Origin of the sequence: Faecalicatena orotica (assembly GCF_905197545.1) — a bacterium.
Lineage (GTDB): Bacteria > Bacillota > Clostridia > Lachnospirales > Lachnospiraceae > Faecalicatena_A > Faecalicatena_A orotica.
The window spans coordinates 1-23,829 of the sequence record NZ_CAJJZH010000001.1 but is presented as its reverse complement, the minus strand read 5'-3'; the positions used below and the strand labels follow the sequence as shown (position 1 = coordinate 23,829).

Here is a 23,829-nt window from a genome sequence, read left to right as displayed (position 1 = left end):
TTCTTCTATTATATATATTAACGTTCAAATTTGCAAAACAAGAGAGTTAAAATAAGCCTTTTTTATAAATATCTACCCTTTTATCAATTTCGGTATAGTCGATCACGCCTGTCTCCAGAAACTTTCTGGTCGTTTCTGCATCCGGGATTCCTGCACGTCCTCCCTGCCTTGTACATTTGATCGCAGAAACAGCAGATGCAAACCTTGCGATATACTCCGGTTCCCAGCCCTGAAGCATTCCATATATGAATGCTCCGTGGAATACATCACCTGCCCCATTCGTATCCACAACGTCTATCTCTGTAAATGCCTTCTGGTCGATGACGGTATCCTTATATACGCCTCTGCATCCTTTGTCGCCCAGCGTTACGAGTGCCACTTCCGGCCCCATTGCCTGTATTTCCCTGCAGTGCCCTATATAATCCTCATCCTCGAACATGCCCTGATAAAATTCTTCGGAACAAATGAATACATCAATCAGTTCTATGTTATCCATTGTTCTTTTTTCATAAAGGTCAGCATCAATGACAACTTTCACGCCATTCGCTCTGGCTATGATGGCAGCCTTAATACTAATTTCATCCATTTCTGTCACAAGCAGATATTTTGCCTGGCTTATATATGCCTCATCCAGCTCTTCAGCCTTCAGATTCCTCTTACTCCCGTCATTCGCGACGAAACAGCGCTCTTTCGTGTATGTCTCGGTCAAAACAATGGTGTAGTTGGTCGTTCCTTCTTCATCTACGTATAAATGACTCGTATCCACTCCGTTCATCTTGAAGTCATTGATACAGGCTTTCCCATAAAGATCGCCTCCCACTACTCCGATAATCCCTGCCCTGGCCCCCAGCACGGAAGCTGCGGCCAGTCCTGTAGAGACCATGCCGCCCCCCTGCCAGCTGGAAGAAAGGATCTTGGACAAGACATGGACACGTGCCTTTGGTATCTGCTCAATCCGGACAAGCATATCCTGCACCGGGTATCCTACTCCTACAACGTCCATATACATTCCTCCGCTTTATACGCTTCTCCAGTATGCTTCAATCTCTTCCTTTGTCGGTGAGACCGGATCAGCCTTTATGCCGATATATTTACATGCTTCATACAGGATATGTGCTACTTTGCCGTGTACTCCCGCACAGTGGTGGATATAAGGGCCCTTTACAAGGTGCTCTTCCCACATCGGCCAGTCATTGACTTCGAACCAGCTGTATGTACCGCGTGTCTTCGGTCCATCCACGCCTTTGCCTTCACCGATCAGCAGCTGGTATTCGCCATGATCTCCATCGAAACGGCATACAGTAATATCTCCGTGTTCAATCTCCCAGTGGTTCTGTGTCGGCATCGGTCCCAGATCCTGACAGAGAAGCTCTACCTTGTGCTCTGCCCCTTCCCTTGCCAGTGACGGCGGGAAGTTTCCGCAGTGCCATAAAAGCTCTGCATTGTCATTTTCCGGATGGCGGATCGTCAGGTCTGCAAAGAATATGGATCTCGTGCAGAATACTGCTGACTGCAGAATAATGGATGTAATCGCGCCATGTATATCTGTCTCACATGCAACAGGGATTCCTTCTTCCGTCAGAAGGCTGTTCACTGTACATGTAGCTGATTTTACTGCCTTCTGAAGCGGTCCCCAGCAGTGGATTGCTACAGAATTGCAGTCATTGATCCTGCACAGTTCTTTTACAGCCACATAGAGGCGGACGCTGTTCATAAGCTGTTCTTCTGAAATTCCTTTGAGGCAGAGGCTGTTTTCAAAACGCGCCCTTGCTTCTTTTACAAGCGGACTGTCTGTTTTCTCCAGTTCCTCTGTCATATCCTTGACATCCTGGATCGTAACCGGGAATACCTCGATTCCGAACTTCTCAACCAGCTCGCCTTCATTACAGATAACGCTCCAGAAAGGCTGTGGGCGGGTACTGATCTGCAGGACTCTTGTTTTCTTAAAGTTCTTGACGATGGAGCAGACTGCCACGAATGATTTGTATCCTTTTTCAAAGACCGGATCTTCCAGTGCCACATTCGGAATGTAGGTAAATGGCAGATTGTACCGGCGCAGTGCCTTGCCAATCGCGAACAGCCCGCACTGTGTATCTCTGTAGCGGTCCTCATCAGGTACAGGTGTGTTGTCCCTCGGTCCCCAAAGCAGGATAGGTTTATTCACTTCCTTTGCCACCATAGCGGCAACAGATTCCTCACCGAAATTGCAGTTTGCAATGAAGAGTCCGTCTACCTCTGCATCCTTGAAAACTTTTACCGCTTTTGCCACATCTGATGGCTCTACGAGAAGTCCTTCGTCATTAATACCGTCAATGTCAACCAGTTCTGCCCCCCATCCGGAAACCATTTCTTTGATTTTCTCGCGGAATTCATGTCCCTCCGGGTGATTAAAACAGCCTCTTCTTGTAGCTGCGTATCCGATCTTTACTACTGACTCTGGCATATCTTAGCCCTCCTTTTTTGCTAAATGATAAATAGCTTCTACATCCTCTGTTTCCAGTTCTACAAAATGTCCGACCTTTCCAAGTTCATTTCTGTCACAGCGCTTAGCCAGGAAATGTAACTTAGCATCGTCGGCTTCGATTCCGGCATCCTCAAGTCTTGTAGGAAGTCCCAGTGACCGGAAGAATGCCTCTAATCTGACAATGCCTTCGTATGCTGTTGCTTCTGCATCATCCCTGTCATACTCAACACCCCATACTTCCGTTGCAAAGCGGATAAATTGGGGAAGTCTCTGTCTGTATACATATTTCATAAATGCAGGGTAGATGATTGCAAGTCCGCCGCCGTGAGCCATATCGTACTCTGCACTCAGCTCATGCTCGATCGGATGGCTTGCCCAGTCTGCCTGTCTGCCGCAGTTGATTAAATTGTTATGTGCAAGTGTCCCGTTCCACATGATTTCTGCACGGTAATCATAATTCTCCGGCTCTGCCAGAGCTTTCGGTGCAAAATGGATCATGTTCTTCAAAAGTGCCTCGGCCATGCGGTCTGATACTCCATTGTTCGGTGTCTGTGTAAAATAGCGTTCCATGATATGTGCCATAATATCCACACATCCGCATGCGATCTGGTATCTCGGCATTGTATAGGTAATCTCCGGGTTCAGGATAGAGAATTTCGGATAAATATCATCTGAATCGCAGGAACGTTTCAGCCCTTCCTCCTCATTGGACAGAACCGACGAGTTGCTGGATTCACTGCCTGCAGCCGGTATCGTCAGTACGACACCTACGCCTACCGCTCCGACCGGTTCTGCTTTTTTAGCATATAAATCCCACACATCACCGTCGTATTTGATTCCCATTGCAGCTGCCTTTGCGGAATCGATGACACTGCCGCCCCCTACGGCCAGAATGAATCCAACCTCTTCTTTTTTGCAAAGCTCAATAGCTTCTCTGACAAGGCTGATCCTCGGGTTTGGTTTTACACCTCCCAGTTCCACATACTCCACCTGTGCCTCCTCAAGAGACTTTTTCACTTTGTCCAGAAGGCCGCTTCGTATAACGCTTCCGGCTCCGTAATGTAAAAGTACCTTCTTTGCATATCGGGCACATTCTTTCCCGACTTCCTTCTCCGTCCCTTTTCCAAAGATAATTTTCGTAGGGTTCCGGAATTCAAAATTTTTCATAGCCATCACTCCTTTTCTTTTATTTTATAAAATCCCACATGGGATTCCATATCGTGTAAATATCTGTGTATCCTCGCAAACAGCATCCTCTTCATCAAAACTAATTCTATATTCCTTGTGAATTGCATCGTATTTCGCCCTTGTCAGGGTATTGTAAGGTAAAAGTTCCACTGGAAGTTTCCTTGGAAGCCCTGCTAAAAACTCTGCTGTCTGCCTGTAATTTTCTTCTGTTGCATTCACCCCCGGTATCATGGGGATCCGGACCGTGCATGGAATATCTGTTCCTGCCAGCCACCGGATATTGTCCAGAATAAGTCTGTTGGATATTCCTGTATACCGTCTGTGCTGTTCTTCATCCATCAGTTTCAGATCTACATATACAAAGTCGGCCCGCCTGCATATATTTTGAAAGACCTGCCCCCGAACGGCAGCCGAAGTTTCAATCGCTTTTGAGACATCACCAATCCCATCCATGATTTCCGCCAGAAAAGCTTCCTGCATCAACGGCTCGCCTCCCGAAAAAGTCACACCACCTGTGCATCCTTTCCACATAACGGCATAATCCCTGATCTCATCTATGATTTCAACGGAACGAACCGTCCTGCCGCCTTCCACCGGCTGCCCCTCAGGGTTATGGCACCACTCACATCTCAGCGGACATCCCTGCAGGAAATACGTCACGCGGATTCCTTCTCCATCGTAAACGGCAAATTCCTTTGTATCGAATATCCTTCCCGTTTCCATAATACCTCCTATAAGCCCCGCCTGTATGGGCTCCGGCAGACTATCCTTCCATTTAGACCGTATACTCTGCCCGCCTGATCAGGTGATCCTGGTAAACCTTATCCAGTTCTACGAAGTAAGCACTCCATCCCCATACCCTGACAATCAGGTTCCTGTAGTTTTCCGGGTGGCGCTGTGCATCTTTCAGTGTCTCTGCGTTGATTGCATTCAGCTGGAGCTGGTGCCCTTTATTTTTTATAAACATCTGCACGAGGGATGCCACCTTCTGAATTCCCTCTTCGCCCCTGAAGACACTGTCATGGAATTCCAGTGTCAGAGGCCCGCCGTTTGCCACACGCTCCAGATTGGGTGCAGTGAATGACTTAATCACAGATAAAGGCCCTTTTGTCTTAACAGACAGTCCCGGTGAAAAGTTTGCCGGGAAATATTCACCCTTCCTTCTGCCGTCCGGTGATGCCCCGAGTTCTTCCGCATGGCGGATATAATACATCGCCGATCCGGTTCCTGCACGGTATATGCCGCCTCTTTCATTCTTCCTGCCAGCCACTTCGTCCGCAAATGCGTCCAGAAGCCAGACTCCATATTTATCCACCGCAGGGTTCCCATCCCCCATATGCGGCATCTCATCTCTTACGAGCTTCAGATAAGGCAGATCTTCCGGAAAATCATCCCTGACCGCCCCGATCAGTTCTTCCGCCGTAATTTTCTTTTCAGTAAAATAGTACATTTCCAATGCATACAGGGAATCTGCCGCACAGGAAATCCCGGTGCCGTGCAGGCCGTAATTATTGTAAACACATCCCTGCGAAATATCTTTAAGCTCTTCCGTGCATCCATACATCAGCATAGACAGGTAAGGCGCCGGGTACATAAAAATCGGTTCCAGCCGCTTTGTAATATCATCAACTTCCGCCTTCAGTTCCTCAAGAAGTTTTTCTTTGAATGCCCCGAAGCTGTCTGTTTCTTTTAAGTACTTCTCCACACACCGGTTCACAATCTTCGGAAACGATACTGCTTCTATATTCGGAATGTCCATCCCTTTTCCCGGTATAATGAATTCCCAGCAGGCCGCCACCGTGTAATTGCGTGCATCTTCTAACTGATATCCCCATCTTGTCAATGCGGGAATGACTACGTCATCATTCGAATACTGTGGGAATCCAAGGCCCGCTTTTGTGAGTCTGGTCGACTCTTCATACTGCTTAATCCCGGTATCCTGGTTCACCCTGAGATTAATCTTCGGGTCGATCAGCTTCAATTCCCTGCTGGCGCGAAGGCACATCTCTGACAGTTCGTTGAAACAGTCCTTTCCATCCTTATCCACACCACCCAGCATCAGGCTCTGTCCGTTATCCCCCTGCTGGACCCCCGGATACAGGTCATTGTCAATGTTGCATGCCAGAAAGAATTCCTCGATGCAGGAAAACGCTTCTTCATTCATCAGCCTTCCTTTTTCTAAATCTTCTTTATAGTAAGGATACAAATACTGGTCAAACCGTCCCAGCCCTATATGATATTCCCCTTCCAGCCATGCCAGATAGTGCAGGAGGCGCAGAAGCTGCAGTGCCTCCGGAAAACTCTCTGCCCCGGTATGTACACTTCTTCTTAAAGAAGCCGCCTTGCCTTTGCGTCCGTCCTCCTCAAGTGCCTCTGCATACTTTTCTGTAAAAGAATAGATGCTGCGGATGATCTCTGAAAGAATATCTGCGTACTCCTCTTTATCAGAACCGCCGGGCTCTGTCTTTGCTTTCTGAATCTTCTTTTCTATGCTTTCAAAGCCCCCTGCAAGTACTTCACTGTAATCAGGTGAGATATTACATACATGCCCTTTTTCATGTAAATAATATTGATTCCTGAGTGCTTTTTCCTCGTTTGTATTAACGATACAACTATTTTCAACAATCGTTCTCATGAAAACCAGATCCATTCCCGGTATGAATGCCGGCTGCTCCTGCTCAAGCATCCAGATCAGGCGGTTCTTCTTCCTCAGCAACAGTTCGTGACTTCCAAGTGCCGTGTTTACCTGACTTTCTGTTAATTCACCACTTCTGTCCCAGTCTTTATTTTTTCTAAATTTTGCATGTTTTTTGTTTAATATGTACTTTTTTATTTGTTTCATTTCTTCTGTCACTATTTTTTTACCTCACTTTCAAAAAAGGTATTGACATTAACGTTAATATGAACGATAATACAATTATAGCAACGAGAGACACATCTGTCAATACAACTCGTGAAGAAAAATAATTATTTTAAAGGAGGCAATTATTATGGCACTCGTATCAATGACTCAAATGTTACAAAACGCACGTGCAAACAAATGCGCAGTTGGAGGATTCATGATCTGGAATTATGATTCTGCCAAAGCAATCGCAGAAACCGCTCAGAAACTCGGACTTCCTGCTATCTATATTATCGGGGAAGGGGAGGCTATTTCTATGGGTGGCTTCGAGAATGTTGCCCGCATCGCAGAAAGCGTTGCAAAGACTGTGGATGTGCCGATTGCCCTGCATGCAGACCACTTCCGCTCCTATGATGCAATCGTACAGGCAATCGTTGCCGGATATTCTTCTGTTATGATTGATGCATCCCGTTTCCCTATCGAAGAGAACATCCGCCTTACGAAAGAGGTTGTAAAAGTGGCTCACGCTGCCGGCGTCAGTGTAGAGGCAGAACTGGGACGTCTTCCCGGTAATGAAGGTGATGAGGATGTAACGGTAGAGGAATCTTTCCAGACAGATCCGGAAGAAGCTGCTTATTTTGCAGAGCAGACCGGCATCGACGCACTGGCTGTTTCTATCGGAACCATGCACGGCGCTTATCCGAAGTCTTTCAAACCAGAAATCAATATTCCGAGACTGATTGAGATCGAGCAGAAAGTTTCCATTCCGTTAGTTATGCACGGTGGAAGCGGCACACCTCAGGACAAGATTGCAGAAGCTGTAAACCACGGAATCGCTAAGATCAATATCGCAACAGACCTCGTAACCGCTGCTGCAAAGAGAATCGCAGAAGTACAGCAGGCAGAGGATTTCAGATATAATGTAAACAGCACCTTCCAGGCAGGCAAAGAAGCAATCTGCGAAGTTGTTGAGCAGAGAATGAGACTGCTGAACCAGAATATCCTGAAATAAATACGCTTATACAGATTATCCATGTGAAAAGTTACATATAACCCAAAAAGTGTGCAGACCTCCCGAAAGCTGTCTGCACACTTTTTCTCTAATCTTTCTTTATTTCCATAATGCAGAAAACAAGATAAAAGATATTTTAAGACTGTGCCTGTCCTCTACATCATTTATGATAATACAGACGGCATACCTCATCCCCTTTTGCGATACTCTTCAGCAGCTTCAGTTCCCCACCATAAGCCTCGCCGATCCCATGATCCCCGCACATTGCAATATCACAAAGCGTCGCAATCTCCTCATCAGAGCAGCCTGCCTTCTGCCACGCCTTAACAAGCGGACAATAATGAAAATCAATAGCCAGTACCTGGGGCGTACTTCTCCTGATCTTCATTTCAAACACGAGTTGGGCGGGTTTCGTAAACAATGTCTTACGAAGTCCGGTAAAATCCTTTGTCCTGCCCTTTTTCACTAACCCGGCCCCTTGGCTCAGTCCGCATCTTTTGATGGCTGCACTTCCAAAATCTTTCCAGTCCAGACCACGTTTTCCCGCCTCATCACACAATAAATAAAGCCATAGCGCCCGATGTTCCAGCTGTTCACGGACAGCTGTTATCACACCATTTTTAATCTTAGGTTCATTTTTTATCCTGCTCATATTCCTCCCTTTCCGGCTTTGTTATCATTCCGGCCTAATCTTCCTTTGCCCATTCATAAGAATACCGTACCGCCTTATTCCAGCCGCGCAGCATCTTTTTACGCACATCGGGATCGATATCCGGCTCGAATACCCGGTCGATCGCCCAGTTGGTAAGCACCTCTTCTTTATTTTTCCAGTACCCGACGGCAATCCCGGCAAGATAGGCCGCCCCCATCGCCGTTGTCTCGACACACTGGGGACGTTTCACCGGTGCATCGCTTAAGTTCGCCTGCGTCTGCATCAGGAAGTTATTGGCACTGGCCCCGCCGTCTACCTTCAGTGCAGAAAGCGTGATTCCGGAATCCGCCTCCATCGCCTGCAGGACGTCATTCACCTGATATGCCAGTGATTCCAGCGTCGCCCTGATGACATGATACTTATTCACACCACGGGTAAGGCCTACGATCGTCCCTCTCGCATACTGGTCCCAGTGCGGTGCCCCAAGGCCTGTAAACGCGGGCACAACATAGCATCCGTTCGTGTCCTCGACCTTCTGTGCCATATATTCCGATACCTGTGAAGAATCGATCAGCTGCATTTCATCCCGCAGCCACTGGATTGCCGCTCCTGCTACGAAGATAGAGCCTTCCAGCGCATAAGTGACTTTCCCGTCTATCCCCCACGCGATCGTCGTTACAAGCCCGTTCTTGGAAAATACGGGTTTCTCCCCTGTATTCATAAGCAGGAAGCATCCTGTCCCATATGTATTCTTCGCCTCGCCCTCTTTAAAACAGGTCTGTCCAAAGAGCGCCGCCTGCTGGTCTCCCGCTGCGCCGGCAATCGGGATTGGCGCCCCAAAGAACCCGGCATCCGCCTCACCGTATACACAGCTGGATGGCTTTGCCTCAGGCAGCATAGACGCAGGTATCCCGAGCTCTGCCAGAATCTCCTCATCCCACCGGAGTGTATTGATGTTAAAAAGCATCGTCCTTGATGCATTGGAATAATCTGTCACATGGACCGCACCTTTTGTCAGCTTCCAGATCAGCCATGTCTCCACTGTACCGAACAAAAGCTCGCCGCGCTCAGCCCTCTCTCTCGCACCTTCTACATTGTCCAGAATCCATTTTACCTTTGTGCCCGAGAAATACGCATCGATCACAAGCCCTGTCTTTTCCCGGAACTTATCTGTCAGCCCCTTCTCTTTCAGGCTGTCACAATATTCCGACGTCCTCCTGCACTGCCACACAATGGCCTGATAGACCGGCTCCCCTGACTCCTTATCCCATACAATTGTCGTCTCCCTCTGGTTCGTAATACCGATCGCCGCAATATCTGCCGCCGTTGCGTTGATATTTGCCATCGCCTGCTGTGCTACCTCCAGCTGGCTTGACCAGATTTCCTCTGCATTGTGCTCCACCCAGCCCGGCTTCGGGAAGTACTGCGTGAATTCCTTCTGTGCCATACTGCACATTTCACCCTTCTCGTTAAATAGGATACACCTGTTGCTGGTTGTCCCCGAATCCAGCGCCATTACATACTTTGACATATTACTGCCTCCCTTTTGTATAATAAGTTTTAACGATTCATTTCCCTGATTAATCACATAAAACAGGCGGCTCCTACAGCATCCAGACTTCCTGTTTTGTTGTGGACACAGCAACCGCCCCGGCATCCAGCGCCCCCATCACATCCTCTTTATCCGCAATGAGGCCGCCCGCAATGACGGGTATACGGCTGAGCCCACAGATCTTCCTGATGACCTTCGGCATCACTCCCGGAAGCACCTCGATAAAGTCCGGTCTGCCGCCCTTCTGCCTGTCCAGACTTTCAATACTTTTCAGCGCCATAGAATCTATCACAAAAAACCGCAGAACCGCGTACATCCCCAGTTCCTTTGCCCTGTGTGCCAGCGGCTGCTTCGTAGTAATAATGCCGTCTGCCCGGGTGTTCTCTTTCATAAAATCTACGGTAACCTCCTTGGAACTAAGTCCCGTAATCAGGTCGATGTGTACCAGTGCCATCTTCCCCGCCTCTTTAATCCTCTCTACAATCTGCCGGATGGTACAGATATCCCCAAATAATACGAAGATCACCTGAATTTCTTCGGCCGCACAGCTTTTTTCAAGGCCATCCATATCTTTTACCGCTGCGATCATTGGATTTCCTTCCACAATCTGATAGAAACTCTGCACGATTCCCCTCCTTATTCTTTCTTCTTCAGGAGCTGTCGCAAAAAATATTTCCATGCCCCTCCCGTTATTACAGCTACTCACATAATATCATAACCGCCGGTCATTTTCATCAGAATACATTTAATTTATCTATGATTTTCCGGTATAAAATAAAATACAAAAAGGATAACAGCTTCCCCGTCCGAAAACTGTTATCCTTCACTGTCAGTTCCACTTTCCTGTGCTCAAAAACTGCTCCACCATCGCTTTTGCCCCGTTAATGATCTCCGGCTCATATCCCAATATCTCCAGCAGCTGTATCGCATTACGGGAAGTTGCCCTGCCGTCATAAATGAGATAATCAAATATAATCTCACCATCAGCCACCTGTTCCTGAAAATGGTAATTATCATATTGTTCTTCCAGCAGATAGGTCAGTTCAATATCATGGGTGGCCGCAAAACACAGGATTCCTTTTTTCTGGAACTCCTTCAGTACTTGTGTGGAAGCGGCGATGCGCTCCACTGTATTCGTTCCCCTGAGCACCTCGTCTACGAAACAGATCACAGCCTCTTCTTCCACCGGCTCCATAACACGCTTCAGCGCCCTGATCTCCGCAATGTAATAGCTTTCCCCTTTATACAGGCTGTCTTTGAGCGCCATAGACGAAAATACATGGAACCATTTTCCACAGTAAGCCTTTGCCGGGCACGTATGCAGGCTCTGGGCCAGTATGACATTCATTGCTATCGTTTTCAGGAATGTGGATTTACCGGACGCATTGGAACCGGTAATCAGAATCCCGTCCTTCACACTCACAGAATTCGGTACGGGTTCTTTCAGCCCCGGGTGATAGGCATCAATTATTCGAAGCATCTTCTCATCTGTAAATTCAGGCCTGCACCAGACCGGCAGCGCCTCCCGCAGGGAACCTACAGCCAGCATACTTTCAAGGAACCCCATTGTGGTGAACATGTTTTCCACAATATCAATATTCCTGCCTAAGCGGCTCATGCAGTGATAGAAGAAAATGCAGTCGATATGCGTAACAAGCCGGATGTAATCCAGAAACATCTCTGCAATCGACGGGCTGTCCCAGTTTGCAGGACCTAAGTAAGCGCTCGCCCCCATCAGTTTTTTCAGATGCCTGTAGTCCTTTTCCACTCTGGAATGGTATTTCGGATTACAGATCAGCTTCTTCTTTGTGAGTGACTTTGCCCCCTCCATCAGCTTTTTAAAGTATTGGAGCGCCTGCATGGAACCTTCCAGTTCCTTCCTTTTATAGAAGTAGAGAAGCACATTTACCACCATCGCCAGAATCAGAAGTCCCAGTCCCTCGGACGGTGATATCACAGTAATCACCACTGAAAATATAAAGAATACAAATGAAAAATAATGAACCGGCGGAACCTTCGTATTGAACCGGATACAGTCCATGATGTAGCTGTAAACAGAGGATGCGTGGTTTTTCCCAATCCGGGTAAACTCCATCTGCATCTCTATACGCTCTTTTTCATGCTCCTGATAATATGTAATCATTTCCTCCTGCTCTTCCCATTCTTCGGGCATCACCTTCGGAACATGCAGGAGGTAATACAGGTAGTCCTCCCCTGCAAAAGACCATGTGTGGTCGATGGACATAAACAGCGCATCCATATCCAGGTCATTCCATGTGATATCATCAATCATAGAGTCCTTAGCCGCAGTATATTCACCAATCACAGACAGTACCGCATCCGAATAATCTACCTCCCTCCAGCGTCCGTAATTATACTCAAGCCGTCTCTTTATCTTGTATATCCGCCTCATATTGTCTATATATGAGATCACAAAACACACTGCTATGACACCCAATACCACCAATGCAATAAAAATAGATTCTGTCATGGCGCTCCTCCTATCATTGTATTATTCAACTAATACAATAATACCACCAGAGAATCCTGCTGTCAATCACCCGCGTATCATGGAGAGAAGATTATAGACTTCATATCCGGCAGATGGTACAATGAAAGAAAACTCTGAAAGGAGTCACGCACATATGATTCAATATACTTTGAACATGAAACTAACCAGACTTTCAGGTAATATGCACACAGACAGTGAAGGCATCTCCGTGAAAATACTGACCTCCGAAGAATATACGCAGCATTACCGGGATACCCCTGAATATCCGGTGATGCTGCGGAACCTCAGCCATATCCACTGCTGTAAAGCAGACGTCCTGGGAGGATCTGCAGCCGGTACATTCGCTGTACCTCGCAAAGAATCCCCGACTGCTGAAAAGCTCTGCTTCTGCTTCTTTCTGACAGATTCCGAGCTTTTATTTATAGACGACAAAGATACTGCAGCACCTCTCCTTTCACAGCTGGAGGATATGCCACTCACAGGGCCTTTGTCATCGCTTGGCCTGTTATTCGACCTTATGGAATACCTAATCAAAGACGATGTCTTTTTCCTGCAGAATTATGAAGAGCACCTTACCCGGCTGGAGGAACGCCTGCTGGATGGTGAGGATGACAATTTCGACAGGGCGATTCTCCACATCCGCAAAGAATTGACAGCGCTCGGTTCCTATTACGAACAACTGGCTGATATGGGCGAGTCTCTTCAGGAAGCGCTCCCCGATATGGCGCAGGACAGGAGCAGTGTCTTATTCGGACTGTTTACAGACCGTGCCGGCAGACTGTATTCCAACGTCCAAACGCTCAAAGAGTACTCCATGCAGCTGCGGGAAATGCACCAGTCCCAGATTGATGTGCGGCAGAACCAGATCATGAAGGTGCTGACGATCGTGACAACATTCTTCATGCCGCTTTCGCTGATTGCCGGCTGGTACGGCATGAATTTCGTTAACATGCCGGAACTCACCTCTTCTTCCGGATATGGGGTGGTGATCCTTGTCTGCCTGCTCATCATCGTTATCGAACTCTGGTTCTTCCATAAGAAAAAATGGTTCGACTGAATCCCATTACAGACAAAGGTGTGCAGGCCCCTCATTTCTGAGAAGTCTGCACACCTTTACATTAACTCCACGTTCCTTCTACATCGCTCCAGTTCTTTTCCGCGTAATCAAGCAGTGTTTCTGCCTGCTCCATCGACATTTCCGGGAACAGCAGGAAGAGGCTGTGTGAGCCGTATTTTTGTATAATCCGGTCTACATTCCTGATCCAGTCTTCAAACTCGCCGGAATACACCTTTATCCAGAGAGATTTGCCTGCGGCACGTACCTTGTCGTAGATAACGTCCCATTCTTCCAGCGTTCCGTCCGGCCCTGCGTCCCCGCTGGTCCACTGCAGTGCATCGATCTCCTCTATTTCCATCAGTGCATCCAGATGGCGGATTGCATCCGGTCCGTCCAGATGATACAGAACCTGGTCCGCCTTTTTAGCCTGTTCACGAAGAGATTCCTGTATAAAATCCCGGAAATTGTCAGGTGACAGCATCGCAGAGAAATCGCACTGGAGCTTCACTGTCTTCCCCGGGCCCCATATCTGGAATACGGTATACGCATTTCCTCCATTTTCATCTTTGATAATCTCGTGGAAACGGTTATAATATTCATAATATATCTTTCCTATCTGGTTAATCCGCTCCTCCACTATCTCCGGGTCATCGATTATGTCATACAGCATGTCCTCTGCCCCGCGCAGTGACACGAGCACATCAATGTTCTCCATCAGGTCAGGCATATCAACAAGAAAATCGTCTCCGGCCAGTTCCCTGCATTTCTTTACGAGTCCGATATGCTTTTTAAACCATTTATTCTCGGGATCAAACTTGAAATCAGGCGCCTCTTCCCAGTCATCAATGCAGGACTCGAACCAAACTGTATCCTCCTTAAAGCCTATCTCGGAACCAAGATAGGCGGCAAGGGAACCAGGGCCGAAATCCACATCCAGATTCGGGAAACTCTCCCCAAGGAACTCGTGGGTCTCGCAGAACTGGCGGTATCTCGCTACAATACGCTCCGCATCCTGATACTTATCCTCCATATCCTTCCATTTCAATTCTTCCGGCAGATTGTAATATTTCCCCTGACAGATGACATCCATACAACCGCCCTGCGCCGGTTTTCCATCGGAATACTTCTCGATCTCTTGTTTTCTTGCAATCACGCACATCAGCGGTCTCCCTGTATTCTGATGCTTCCAGTAATTTTTCCATTTCTCCTGAGTTTCTTCCCAGTTCTTTTTATATTTCATTTTCTTTTCCTCCTGCTCATATCTCTGTGGATGGATTTGAATATATTTCTAAAAATATATTTTTATTTCTTCCCCATAATAATCGACTACCCGTTCCGTCCGGCCCGATTCTTTTTTATTCAAAATAATTCTTAAGCTCCTGTTGCGGATACTCTGTGGGAAATCATGCTCTGCCGGCCCAACCGTAAGCGTTTTCTCCCGCTCCTCCCAATTCAGTGTAATCCGGTTATAGATTCCCTCTTCATAACTATAATCGTCCCCTGCATCCTCATATAAAGTAAAAACAGTGTCCTTACCCGGATAAATATTGATTTCAAACGGTGTGTCCACTTCCTCTGATGCATACTCCAGACTTTCTTCCATTGGAATGACAGATCCTGCTTTTACAAATACTGGAATATATGCCAGTGTAACCGGGATGTCAATCCACTGACCACCCTCAAAATATCTTCCACTCTCAAAATCGATCCAACTTTCTCCTGCCGGAAGATAACATTTCCAGTTTCTGGCTGCATCCAGTTTCTGACTCCCTGCACCAAAGTACATTGGCTCCGTGACCGGACATACCAGCAGGCTTTCCCCGAACATAAACTGGCTGTCCATCGCGGAGGCTGTTTTATCTTCCGGGAAGTCAAACAGGAGGCTTCGCATCATCGTATAGTCTTCCAGACATACTTTTCCAGCCATAGAATAGATATAAGGCATCAGGCGATATCTTAAGCGGATACTTTTTTCCAAAGCATCATAGAACATTCCCCCCTTTTCTCCGAAATTCCAGATTTCTCTGGGCGTATCCGTTCCGTGAGAACGGAACATCGGGAGAAACGTACCGTACTGGAACCACCTGACGTACAGCTCACGGTATCCGAGATCACTGACTCCTTCGTCATAGTCCCCCCGCCAGAACCATTTCATGGAAGGGTCCTGACTGCATCCGCAGCCTCTGTTCTGCCATTTTTCATTGACTGTAAAAAATGCGCCGATATCCAGTGTCCAGTAGGGCATACCGCTGATACACATGTTCAGACCCTCTGTGATCTGCTTTTTAAAGTTTTTCCAGGTCGCACAGGTATCCCCGGACCAGAGCATGGTACCGTACTTCTGCGAACCTGCATATCCGGACCGTGTCAGGTTCAGGACGCGTTTTCCCGGGGCGCTTTTCCTCTGATTTTCGTAAATTCCCTTTGCGTGGGCCGCTGCATAGAGGTTGGCCCTGTCGGCACGCAGGAATTTTTTATGCTCGTTTCCGACCATCTGAAATCTCTCCCACGGTTCTCTTAAGCAGGCTCCGTTCCAGTCCGGCCCTGAAAACGGCTCCGTGGAGTCACACCACCAGGAGTCGAATCCCCCTGAAAACAGCTCTTCTTCCGCCTGTTTCCAGTACAGCTTCCTCGCTTCCTCATCGTATGCGTCATAGGTTGCATAGTCATTCAGCAGAAATCCATGTGCTTCCATCTCATCGCAGTTTTCCGTGCCGGAATTCATATTCGGCCAAACCGACACCATTGTATGTACATGCATATCATGTAATGCCTGATTCATTTTCTTAAGGTCAGGATAGCGGCTCTTATCTACCTTCTTATTGCCCCATTTACCGTCTTCCCATGTATTCCAGTCCTGCACCACACAGTCCAGTCCAATCCTGCGTTTCCGGTATTCTTCGGCAATTTCGATCATTTCCGCCTGCGTGCGGTACGCTTCTTTAGACTGCACATATCCGTATGCCCACTTCGGCAGCATGACCGCTTTCCCGGTAAGCTTCCGGTAACCCGCGATGATCTCATCCACAGATTCCCCGGCAATGAAATAATAATCCAGCTGCTCAACCATGTCCAGATAGAGGTAAGATCCCCTGCTGTCATCATTGAAGGTCATAAGGCTTCCGCAGTCCGCCAGTATTCCATATTTCCGGTCTGACAAAAGAAACGGAATCGGGATCCTCATGTTGTGCTGGTAGAGGTACTGCACATTGCCGCGGTAATTGTAGATACCCTCCTCTCCCTGTCCGAGCCCGTGTATCTGCTCGTCCGGGGCCCAGTCAAAATACAGTTTTCCCCTGTAAGCCATGTGGTCTTCTTCCGGTTTTAAATTCTCTACGAAATTCCGTTCTCCATCCACCGTCACCACCCGGCGGATCACCGGCTTTTCTCCACCTGTGGAATAGACCATAAGAGGGTTCTCAGCCAGTTCTTTGCTGTCCTCCTTCAACAGGATTTTCCCGCTTTTCCTGTCACTCCAGATAAACCTCCCGGTTCTTTTCTCTATTCTGATACTAACACCGGACGTAGCCAGGATATAGCAGTCTTCCTTCTCTTCTATACAAATCCCGGCTTCTGTGGCTCTTTCTATCCCAACCGGTGACAGAGAAAGCACCTCTTCTCTTTTTGTATAGACACATCGGATGATATTCTCTGTTATCCCGTAAACTGCCAGTTTTCCCTGATCGGTCATAAGCTCTGCCGACCTGTGATCCTGACTGGCTGTACATGATAATACTTTCATCGATTCGATCTCCTTTTCCTCTCTTCCCCGGACACGCCGGGGGCTCTTTAAGCACAAGTTAACCCTTGACCGCTCCTGCCGTCTGCCCGCCGACGATATATTTCTGGCAGACAAGATACATAATGATAACCGGCAGACACGTAAGGAGGATATCTGCACAGATTAAGTTCCAGCTCTTACTGTACTGTCCGAAGAAGTTATAAACAGCAAGCGTCATCGGCCATTTTTCGGAGGAATTCAGGAAATACAAAGGCATGACAAATTCATTCCATGTATTCAGGAAACAGAGTACCGCCGCTGTTACGATGCTGGATTTCAGCATCGGAAGGATGATGTTAAAAAACAGCCTGAATGGACCACAGCCGTCAATCACTGCCGCTTCATCCAGATCCACAGGTACTTTGGATACAAACCCATAGATCAAAAATACTGTGAATGGGAGCTGTGTTGCCACATAGAGCAGGATGATTCCCGGCACGCTGTTATTGAGCTGTGTCACCTGCATTACCTTCATCAAAGCAACATAATTGATCGGAATAACGATTCCGAGCACCATATACATATAAACGCTATTGTTCACCCTGTCACGCCTTCTGGAAAAGACATAGGCTGCCATCGCGCCCAGCACCACGGCAATCACAGTTGCACTGCCTGCATAAAGGAAACTGTTCAGGAAGCTCCTGACTAATTTCCCTTTTTCAATTACTGTAGTAAAATTACTAAAAACCCATGTTTTCGGGAGCGAAAGCGTAAGGGACATCGCTTCTGAATCACCTTTGAATGCATTGACCACAATCAGTGCCAGAGGTATCAGCATGATCAGTGATATGACCCAGGCCAGAATGTTTTTTAATATATTAACAGCTTTCTTCTTTGTTTGACTATTCATTATTCCTCCACCTCGTCTTTCGTCAGGATTTTAATCATAAAGAATCCAACAACTATCATGAACACGAACATAATGGAACTGATCGTTGTACCTTCCGCGTAAAGTCCCTGTGAAAACTGTTTGAATACCGCGGTGTACATAACCTCTGTCGTATGTCCCGGGCCTCCATTCGTCAGTGCATATACCATATCAAATACTTTCAGGCCATACAGGACGTTCAAAACAATCGTAACCGCCATTGTCTGCCTGAGCATCGGCAGTGTAATATGTACAAATTTATTCCAGCCGTTTGCCCCGTCTATGCTGGCCGCCTCGTAGTAATCCTGCGGGATCGCCAGTATTCCAACGATCAGCATAGTCATAATGTAACCCGTGCCCCTCCAGATATCGACCGCCATAACGGACCAGAAAGCAATCTTCGGATTAGTCAGCCACTGCTGTGCCAGACTGTCCAGACCGATCGCCCTAAGACCTTCGTTCAGGATTCCCATCTTCGGGTTTAAAATGGAAGTAAACACAAGGCCGATAATGAGGATGGATAATACTGAAGGCATGTACATCACGCCTCTGTGGAAATTCTTCAGTTTGATGTTCTTGCTGAGCGCGAGTGCAAATAATAACCCGAGCCCTGTTTTCGCAACCGTCGTCACCACCGTAAATAAAAGTGTGTTCGTTATGTATTTGAAATAATTTGTGTCTGCGCTGAATACCTTTCTGAAATTTTCAAGACCTACAAAATGCACCTCTTTGGAATATGCAGACCAGTCTGTAAATGAGTATCCGATACCAATGATTCCGGGTATTACACAGAGCGCCGTATAGATCAGAATTGCGCCTGCCGCAAAGTACCAGGGGTATAACTTTGATTTTTTCACTGAAATTCTCCTCCGTTCTTTTCCTTTTTATTTATTTTATACAAATCCAGAACGTAATCACATGCATACATTGAGCTATTTTATGTGTTTTTTTAACCACCCGATGCATATTCCTGTACAATGTGCTATACTAATTGAACCATTAAAAGACAGTTTTTCTTATATAATAAGGAAGCTTGCCGGGGAGGATTGTTATGAAGCGTAAACCAAGAAGCATACAGAAGATTCTTTCTTCCTATTTTTTGCTCATCATGCTGACTTTATTGGTTCTGGCAACGATTTTGTTTTCTGTTGTGCAGTACCTGAACCTTCGTTCCAATACGGAGCACGATATCCAGAGGACATGCTCGGCAATAGCGGAGGATATTGACCTCCAGCTCAGCCAGATGGATACTGTCTGTATGAACACGATACATTCGACATTAATTAAGGATACCTTTTCAGATTATCTGAACGATGAGGATGCCACGCCGTATGAACAGACCCAGCGACAGAATACGCTTGCCAATACATTAACTTCAATGAAAGGGGTGGATGCATCCATTCGCCAGATAAATCTTTATGGGCTGACGGAAGGCGGTTACGGAACCGGGAATTACACTGGGACACTTCATACCATAACGGCCCAGGAGCCCTGGTTTGCAAAAGCCTTTGCTTCCCACGGCTTCAAATATTTCCCTCCTGCATCTCAGAATGAGGTGCTGTCGTCCAGTACGGGAACAAACAAAGACAGGTTTTATTTCTCCCTGCTGCGTATGTATTATGATAATTATCAGAATCCTGCCGGCTTCGTAGAGGTAATGAAATACTATGATATCCTTTTTGAACGCGCTTTCTATCCCGACAGTACATACGATATCGACGTCATCATTTACGATGCCGAGGGAAACATCATCTTCCCCTTAAACAAAAGCCAGAAGGACGTCTTTCCATACTTTACTTACAGGGAATCCGAAGAAACTGAAATCTACAACACCCAAAAACAGTGTCAGGAATATGTATATTATTCAGATATGGAATACAGCGGATTTACAACGGTAACCACAATAAAAAGCACAGAATTTTTTGCTCCTGTTTATCGTTCTCTGAGTCTGACGATCTTCATTTTTCTGATTGTCCTTCTCATGTGCCTCTTTTTTGCCCGGATCTTTGCCGGAAGATTAAGTGCACCGCTGAAAAAGATTTATCGTTTTCTTTCTCATATCGACCCTCAGGACCAGTTCCGGGAAATTGAGATGGCAGATTCCGGGGTAATAGAGATTGACAAACTGCGAAACTCTCTAAATGAAGCGATGCGCTCGCAGAAAGCATCCACGAATTCAATGATGGTACTAAAAGAACAGGAACTACAGGCACAGATGCTTGCACTCCAGTCCCAGATGAACCCGCACTTTTTGTATAATTCCCTCATGACCATTGCCGCGATGGCAGAAGAGGGACTAACACAGCCAGTGGCACAGATGTGTCAGGATATTACATCGATCCTGCGCTATATCTCCTCAAATAAAGAACAGGTTTCCTCGCTTGAAGAAGAACTGGAACACTGCGACCTGTATTTAAAATGTATTAAGCTCCGGTTCGGAGATTCGCTTAAATATGAAATTGATGTGGAAGACGATATGCTTGAGCTGCCTGTTCCAAAACTCTGTATACAGCTCCTCGTAGAAAATGCCGTCAAATTCACAGCCAATACATCTCCACCGTGGCATATTGTTATACAGGGGCATATGGATAAAGAATGCTGGTATGTAGAAGTAAAAGATAACGGCCCGGGCTTCGGTGAAGAGATTACTGCCCACTTGAAGTCGCAGATGGATATCATACTGGAAAAAGGACTTCTGCCGAGTCTGGAGCTGGACGGTATGGGTATCCTGAATATCTTTATCAGGTTTTACCTGATTTATGGAATTACATTTATATTTGATTTTGGAAACCTCCCGGAGGGGGGAGCTATTGTGAAAGTAGGAGGAAGGTTCAATGACCAGATTAAACCATTATAATGTACTGCTTGTGGAGGATGAGATGCTGCTGATGCAGTCTCTTTCCCGCCATATCGAATCTCTTGAGGCCGGCTTCAAGGTTGTCTGTCAGGCCTCTAACGGCGAGGACGCCCTGAAGTGCCTGAAAAAGGAGAATATCCACCTCGTCATGACAGATATACGTATGCCTGTCATGGACGGGCTTACACTTGCCAAGAGGATTCATGAGCAGTACCCACATATCCTGACAGTCATTCTGACCGGATATGCAGACTTCGATTACGCACGTGAAGCCCTCAAACAGGGAGTCTTCGATTATATGCTAAAACCTGTCACAATGGAGGATTTAGAGAACACGCTGGGCCGTGTACGTCTCCATCTCCAGAAGTTCTACGAACTTGAGGAAGATCCCGCGCTCGTCGGAAAAGATGCTGAAGAAATCGTGGAATACACGGTGCTGTATATGAGAGAGCATTATATGGACGACATCGATATCAGCTCTTTTTCTGCCTCCTTAGGTTTTACCTCGGCTTACCTCACAAAGCTTTTCAACAGATACAAAGGGGACACGCCGCTGAAATACCTGACCGATATACGAATCCACGAGGCTAAACGGCTGCTGACCGATACGGGGCTTCCGATACGCGAAGTCGGGGAACGGGTCGGCTATCCCGATCAGTTCCATTTCAGCAAAACCTTCCGGAAACTGACCGGGCTGAACCCGACGGCCTACCGGAAACAGGAACAAAAACCCTAGACGTCCGACCAGCGGCATCGCTGATGTCCAAACCTCATGGTGTGCATAGCAACAGCATCTGCCTGTGAAATTAGAAAAGCTTTCTGCAAAATAGCCATAAAACGACTATTTTGCAGAAAGCCTTTTCTTTAATTCTAAATGTTACACCTCCAGGATATTACTGTCCTGAATTCAAATCTTACTTCCAGGCTTCGTCTCCTGCCGCGTCTGCCTGTGTTGCTCTTCTTGTATCAATCTGTTTGAGCACATCGTCTGATGTCATGTCACCGATAAACATAGATACGATATCCTGTCCCAGTTCTGTCCACTGTGGGTTGAGGTACTTGATGGAATCCATTCTAAGAATTCCTTAGTTGTCTCGCTGTAGGCAGGTTCCTGTCCGGCATCATACGGGAGGTTTTCTACTTTCGGTTCGTTGTCGATCATGTGCTGGATGCTTTCCTTGGTTGTGATGTATTCAAGATACTGTTTTGCCTCGTCTGCATGCTTGGAGCCTGAGTATACAAATCTGGACGGTCCGCATGGATGCTCATTTAAAACATCATTGTCCAGCGTGGGAATCAGGAACATATCAAAGTCTTCTTCTGTGTATGTACCACCGGATGCCTCCGCTGCCTCTATCATCGCACCTGGTTTGCCGATTGTCATTGCATATTCGCCGCTTCCGAGCATTGCTGCTGTATCTGTGTATTCGTCCGACAGATAGTTGTCACCGAAGTATCCATTCTGGGCCAGCTTATTCAATTGGTCAAGAGCTTCTTTAAACTCAGGAACATCTGCGAATTTCACCTCGTTATTATTTAACTTGTCTACAATACCAGAAACAAGCTCCTCATATTTCCCACCGATTTCACAGAACCACATAACATGGTGCCAGCCATCGGCTACCGGTTCATATACTGGTGTCACACCCTTGTCAAGCAATGTCTGACATACCTTTTCAAATTCTGCAAAGGTCGATGGTACTTTTACACCATTTTCCTCAAAAATCTTCTTGTTATAAACCATGTAATAGTCTGTTGTTGTATCGAAATACGTTGCCCCGTAAAGGGTCCCGTCAACAGAAGTCTGCTCTGCTGCAAACTCATTATAGTAAGATGTCCACGGCTCGTCCGTCAGGGCGATCGCATTATCTTCGATACTATACTGCGAAACCAGGTCATAGCTTCCTGACTGTCCGCAGAAAATGTCCGGGCCCTCCCCGCTGTTTAATTTAGTCATCAGCAGGTTGTAATACTGGTCAGACGGTACGATCTGATAATCCACCTTGATTCCTGTTTCTTCCTCAAACTTTTCACCCAGCTCCATCTCGGCATCATATATCCAGTCCTGGCTTGCCAGAATCGACAATGTAGTGCCGCCTTTGCCGCTGTCAGAAGAATCATCCTTGCTGTCAGAATCAGAACCTGAGCCACATCCCGCCAGTGTACAGACTGCCAATGCTCCGCTCAGCAGCATTGCTACGATACGTTTTTTCATGTTTTTGACCTCCCAATCTTTTATAACAAGATCTTATCAGTAATTATGCACATTCTCCATGTATGTTTTCATTCTGTTTTTGTCATTTTTTAACTCACACATAAATATAGCACACTTTTTTATTCGTCATATTGCATAAACCAATTTCTCTCGCAGCAGACACAATCAAAAAAGGACCTTACTGACGTGAAAATCAGTAAGGTCCTTTGATTGATACCTTTGAATCCTTTACTCAGTTCTCGGATAAAAAGCAATCATGCTTCTTATTCTTCTCCGTAAAGAGTAACGAGTTTCTTCAGGTAAGAATATCTTTCCATAGCTTCCTTCTCATTCTGTGCAAAGAGTTTCTCAGCTTTTTCCGGATTAGCTCTCTTCAGGGCATTGTAACGAACCTCTCCGTCAAGGAATGCCTGATATTCTTCCTGTTTTGGCTCTTTGCTGTCCAGTGTGAACTTAGCGCCTTCTGCTGCAGGATTGAATCTGAAGTTGTTCCAGTATCCGCACTCTACTGCTAACTGCTCTTCTGTCTGAGCTTTGCTCATACCCTTCTTGATTCCGTGGTTGATACATGGAGCGTAAGCGATGATGAGTGATGGTCCCGGATAAGCCTCTGCCTCTGCGATTGCTTTTACTGTCTGATTGAAATCAGCACCCATAGCAATCTGTGCTACGTATACATAACCGTAGCTCATTGCGATTCCGGCAAGGTCTTTCTTCTTTGTTTCTTTTCCGCCTGCTGCGAACTGTGCTGTTGCACCTGTCTTTGTAGCCTTAGAGGACTGTCCGCCTGTGTTGGAGTAAACTTCTGTATCGAATACCATGATGTTGA

General features: G+C 46.7%; 19 protein-coding genes. 4 read left to right on the top strand and 15 right to left on the bottom strand.

All coding sequences use genetic code 11. The features are described from left to right. Positions 1-46: 46 nt before the first annotated feature. Genes ABIN22_RS00095 through ABIN22_RS00075 form a run of 5 tightly spaced genes read right to left on the bottom strand, consistent with a single transcriptional unit; the run spans position 47 to position 6,494 of the window. Complete coding sequence (locus tag ABIN22_RS00095; RefSeq protein ID WP_181368654.1) at positions 47-1,003, bottom strand: carbohydrate kinase family protein; 957 nt, start codon at positions 1,001-1,003, stop codon at positions 47-49. 15 nt (positions 1,004-1,018) lie between these two features. After that, positions 1,019-2,443 carry an L-fucose/L-arabinose isomerase family protein gene (locus ABIN22_RS00090; RefSeq protein ID WP_109731082.1) on the bottom strand — a complete coding sequence of 475 codons (1,425 nt, stop codon included), beginning with the start codon at positions 2,441-2,443 and terminating at the stop codon, positions 1,019-1,021. Between the two features lie 3 nt (positions 2,444-2,446). After that, the gene (locus ABIN22_RS00085; protein WP_109731081.1) at positions 2,447-3,631 is read right to left on the bottom strand and encodes an iron-containing alcohol dehydrogenase; all 1,185 of its coding nucleotides are present in this window, start codon (positions 3,629-3,631) and stop codon (positions 2,447-2,449) included. Positions 3,632-3,655: 24 nt separating this feature from the next. Further along, a complete protein-coding gene (locus tag ABIN22_RS00080; protein WP_346906013.1) occupies positions 3,656-4,375 on the bottom strand; it encodes a radical SAM protein in 720 nt (239 codons plus the stop codon). A 52-nt stretch (positions 4,376-4,427) separates the two neighbouring features. Further along, entirely contained in the window at positions 4,428-6,494 is a 2,067-nt protein-coding gene (locus ABIN22_RS00075) for a pyruvate formate lyase family protein (RefSeq protein WP_346906012.1), read from the bottom strand. Positions 6,495-6,642: 148 nt separating this feature from the next. Here ABIN22_RS00075 and ABIN22_RS00070 point away from each other — a divergent pair, with 148 nt between their 5' ends. Further along, positions 6,643-7,506 carry a class II fructose-bisphosphate aldolase gene (locus ABIN22_RS00070; protein WP_109731078.1) on the top strand — a complete coding sequence of 288 codons (864 nt, stop codon included), beginning with the start codon at positions 6,643-6,645 and terminating at the stop codon, positions 7,504-7,506. 160 nt (positions 7,507-7,666) lie between these two features. On the opposite strand, the gene ABIN22_RS00065 is transcribed toward ABIN22_RS00070, so the two are convergent. From ABIN22_RS00065 to ABIN22_RS00050, 4 genes are all read right to left on the bottom strand, one after another. Further along, positions 7,667-8,158: an L-2-amino-thiazoline-4-carboxylic acid hydrolase gene (locus tag ABIN22_RS00065; RefSeq protein ID WP_109731077.1), complete on the bottom strand. Its 492-nt coding sequence runs from the start codon at positions 8,156-8,158 to the stop codon at positions 7,667-7,669. 34 nt (positions 8,159-8,192) lie between these two features. Next, positions 8,193-9,689, bottom strand: coding sequence for a glycerol kinase GlpK (glpK, locus tag ABIN22_RS00060; RefSeq protein ID WP_346906011.1), 1,497 nt, complete (start codon positions 9,687-9,689; stop codon positions 8,193-8,195). Between the two features lie 73 nt (positions 9,690-9,762). Next, positions 9,763-10,338, bottom strand: a complete 576-nt coding sequence (locus tag ABIN22_RS00055; RefSeq protein WP_346906608.1) for a glycerol-3-phosphate responsive antiterminator — start codon at positions 10,336-10,338, stop codon at positions 9,763-9,765. Between the two features lie 201 nt (positions 10,339-10,539). Next, positions 10,540-12,201, bottom strand: coding sequence for a MutS-related protein (locus ABIN22_RS00050; RefSeq protein ID WP_346906010.1), 1,662 nt, complete (start codon positions 12,199-12,201; stop codon positions 10,540-10,542). Between the two features lie 154 nt (positions 12,202-12,355). Here ABIN22_RS00050 and ABIN22_RS00045 point away from each other — a divergent pair, with 154 nt between their 5' ends. Then, complete coding sequence (locus ABIN22_RS00045; RefSeq protein WP_243099284.1) at positions 12,356-13,279, top strand: magnesium transporter CorA family protein; 924 nt, start codon at positions 12,356-12,358, stop codon at positions 13,277-13,279. Between the two features lie 61 nt (positions 13,280-13,340). Here ABIN22_RS00045 and ABIN22_RS00040 read toward each other — a convergent pair whose 3' ends face one another. From ABIN22_RS00040 to ABIN22_RS00025, 4 genes are read right to left on the bottom strand one after another with little or no spacing between them, the layout of a single operon-like run. Further along, positions 13,341-14,519 carry a trimethylamine corrinoid protein 2 gene (locus ABIN22_RS00040; RefSeq protein ID WP_346906009.1) on the bottom strand — a complete coding sequence of 393 codons (1,179 nt, stop codon included), beginning with the start codon at positions 14,517-14,519 and terminating at the stop codon, positions 13,341-13,343. 48 nt (positions 14,520-14,567) lie between these two features. Next, the gene (locus ABIN22_RS00035) at positions 14,568-17,021 is read right to left on the bottom strand and encodes a glycoside hydrolase family 31 protein (protein ID WP_346906008.1); all 2,454 of its coding nucleotides are present in this window, start codon (positions 17,019-17,021) and stop codon (positions 14,568-14,570) included. A gap of 58 nt (positions 17,022-17,079) precedes the next feature. Then, complete coding sequence (locus tag ABIN22_RS00030) at positions 17,080-17,910, bottom strand: carbohydrate ABC transporter permease (RefSeq protein ID WP_109731072.1); 831 nt, start codon at positions 17,908-17,910, stop codon at positions 17,080-17,082. Further along, entirely contained in the window at positions 17,910-18,785 is an 876-nt protein-coding gene (locus ABIN22_RS00025) for a carbohydrate ABC transporter permease (protein WP_118620134.1), read from the bottom strand. The genes ABIN22_RS00030 and ABIN22_RS00025 overlap by 1 nt, the downstream gene beginning before the upstream one ends. A gap of 194 nt (positions 18,786-18,979) precedes the next feature. Here ABIN22_RS00025 and ABIN22_RS00020 point away from each other — a divergent pair, with 194 nt between their 5' ends. Next, positions 18,980-20,785, top strand: a complete 1,806-nt coding sequence (locus tag ABIN22_RS00020) for a sensor histidine kinase (RefSeq protein WP_346906007.1) — start codon at positions 18,980-18,982, stop codon at positions 20,783-20,785. Beyond that, a complete protein-coding gene (locus tag ABIN22_RS00015; RefSeq protein WP_118620133.1) occupies positions 20,763-21,521 on the top strand; it encodes a response regulator transcription factor in 759 nt (252 codons plus the stop codon). The genes ABIN22_RS00020 and ABIN22_RS00015 overlap by 23 nt, the downstream gene beginning before the upstream one ends. Before the next feature lie 258 nt (positions 21,522-21,779). On the opposite strand, the gene ABIN22_RS00010 is transcribed toward ABIN22_RS00015, so the two are convergent. Then, positions 21,780-23,000 (bottom strand): ABC transporter substrate-binding protein, encoded by a 1,221-nt coding sequence (locus ABIN22_RS00010; RefSeq protein WP_346906006.1) that lies wholly within the window; start codon positions 22,998-23,000, stop codon positions 21,780-21,782. Between the two features lie 263 nt (positions 23,001-23,263). Next, a partial coding sequence (locus ABIN22_RS00005; protein WP_346906005.1) for a thiamine pyrophosphate-dependent enzyme occupies positions 23,264-23,829 on the bottom strand: 566 nt, incomplete at its 5' end.

What these genes read in the sequence shown, in the direction of transcription:
- ABIN22_RS00095 (WP_181368654.1), bottom strand. Translation starts at nt 1,003, where the DNA reads ATGGACGTTGTAGGAGTAGGATACCCGGTGCAGGATATGCTTGTCCGG.
- ABIN22_RS00090 (WP_109731082.1), bottom strand. Translation starts at nt 2,443, where the DNA reads ATGCCAGAGTCAGTAGTAAAGATCGGATACGCAGCTACAAGAAGAGGC.
- ABIN22_RS00085 (WP_109731081.1), bottom strand. Translation starts at nt 3,631, where the DNA reads ATGAAAAATTTTGAATTCCGGAACCCTACGAAAATTATCTTTGGAAAA.
- ABIN22_RS00080 (WP_346906013.1), bottom strand. Translation starts at nt 4,375, where the DNA reads ATGGAAACGGGAAGGATATTCGATACAAAGGAATTTGCCGTTTACGAT.
- ABIN22_RS00075 (WP_346906012.1), bottom strand. Translation starts at nt 6,494, where the DNA reads ATGAAACAAATAAAAAAGTACATATTAAACAAAAAACATGCAAAATTT.
- ABIN22_RS00070 (WP_109731078.1), top strand. Translation starts at nt 6,643, where the DNA reads ATGGCACTCGTATCAATGACTCAAATGTTACAAAACGCACGTGCAAAC.
- ABIN22_RS00065 (WP_109731077.1), bottom strand. Translation starts at nt 8,158, where the DNA reads ATGAGCAGGATAAAAAATGAACCTAAGATTAAAAATGGTGTGATAACA.
- glpK (WP_346906011.1), bottom strand. Translation starts at nt 9,689, where the DNA reads ATGTCAAAGTATGTAATGGCGCTGGATTCGGGGACAACCAGCAACAGG.
- ABIN22_RS00050 (WP_346906010.1), bottom strand. Translation starts at nt 12,201, where the DNA reads ATGACAGAATCTATTTTTATTGCATTGGTGGTATTGGGTGTCATAGCA.
- ABIN22_RS00045 (WP_243099284.1), top strand. Translation starts at nt 12,356, where the DNA reads ATGATTCAATATACTTTGAACATGAAACTAACCAGACTTTCAGGTAAT.
- ABIN22_RS00040 (WP_346906009.1), bottom strand. Translation starts at nt 14,519, where the DNA reads ATGAAATATAAAAAGAACTGGGAAGAAACTCAGGAGAAATGGAAAAAT.
- ABIN22_RS00035 (WP_346906008.1), bottom strand. Translation starts at nt 17,021, where the DNA reads ATGAAAGTATTATCATGTACAGCCAGTCAGGATCACAGGTCGGCAGAG.
- ABIN22_RS00030 (WP_109731072.1), bottom strand. Translation starts at nt 17,910, where the DNA reads ATGAATAGTCAAACAAAGAAGAAAGCTGTTAATATATTAAAAAACATT.
- ABIN22_RS00020 (WP_346906007.1), top strand. Translation starts at nt 18,980, where the DNA reads ATGAAGCGTAAACCAAGAAGCATACAGAAGATTCTTTCTTCCTATTTT.
- ABIN22_RS00015 (WP_118620133.1), top strand. Translation starts at nt 20,763, where the DNA reads ATGACCAGATTAAACCATTATAATGTACTGCTTGTGGAGGATGAGATG.
- ABIN22_RS00010 (WP_346906006.1), bottom strand. Translation starts at nt 23,000, where the DNA reads ATGAAAAAACGTATCGTAGCAATGCTGCTGAGCGGAGCATTGGCAGTC.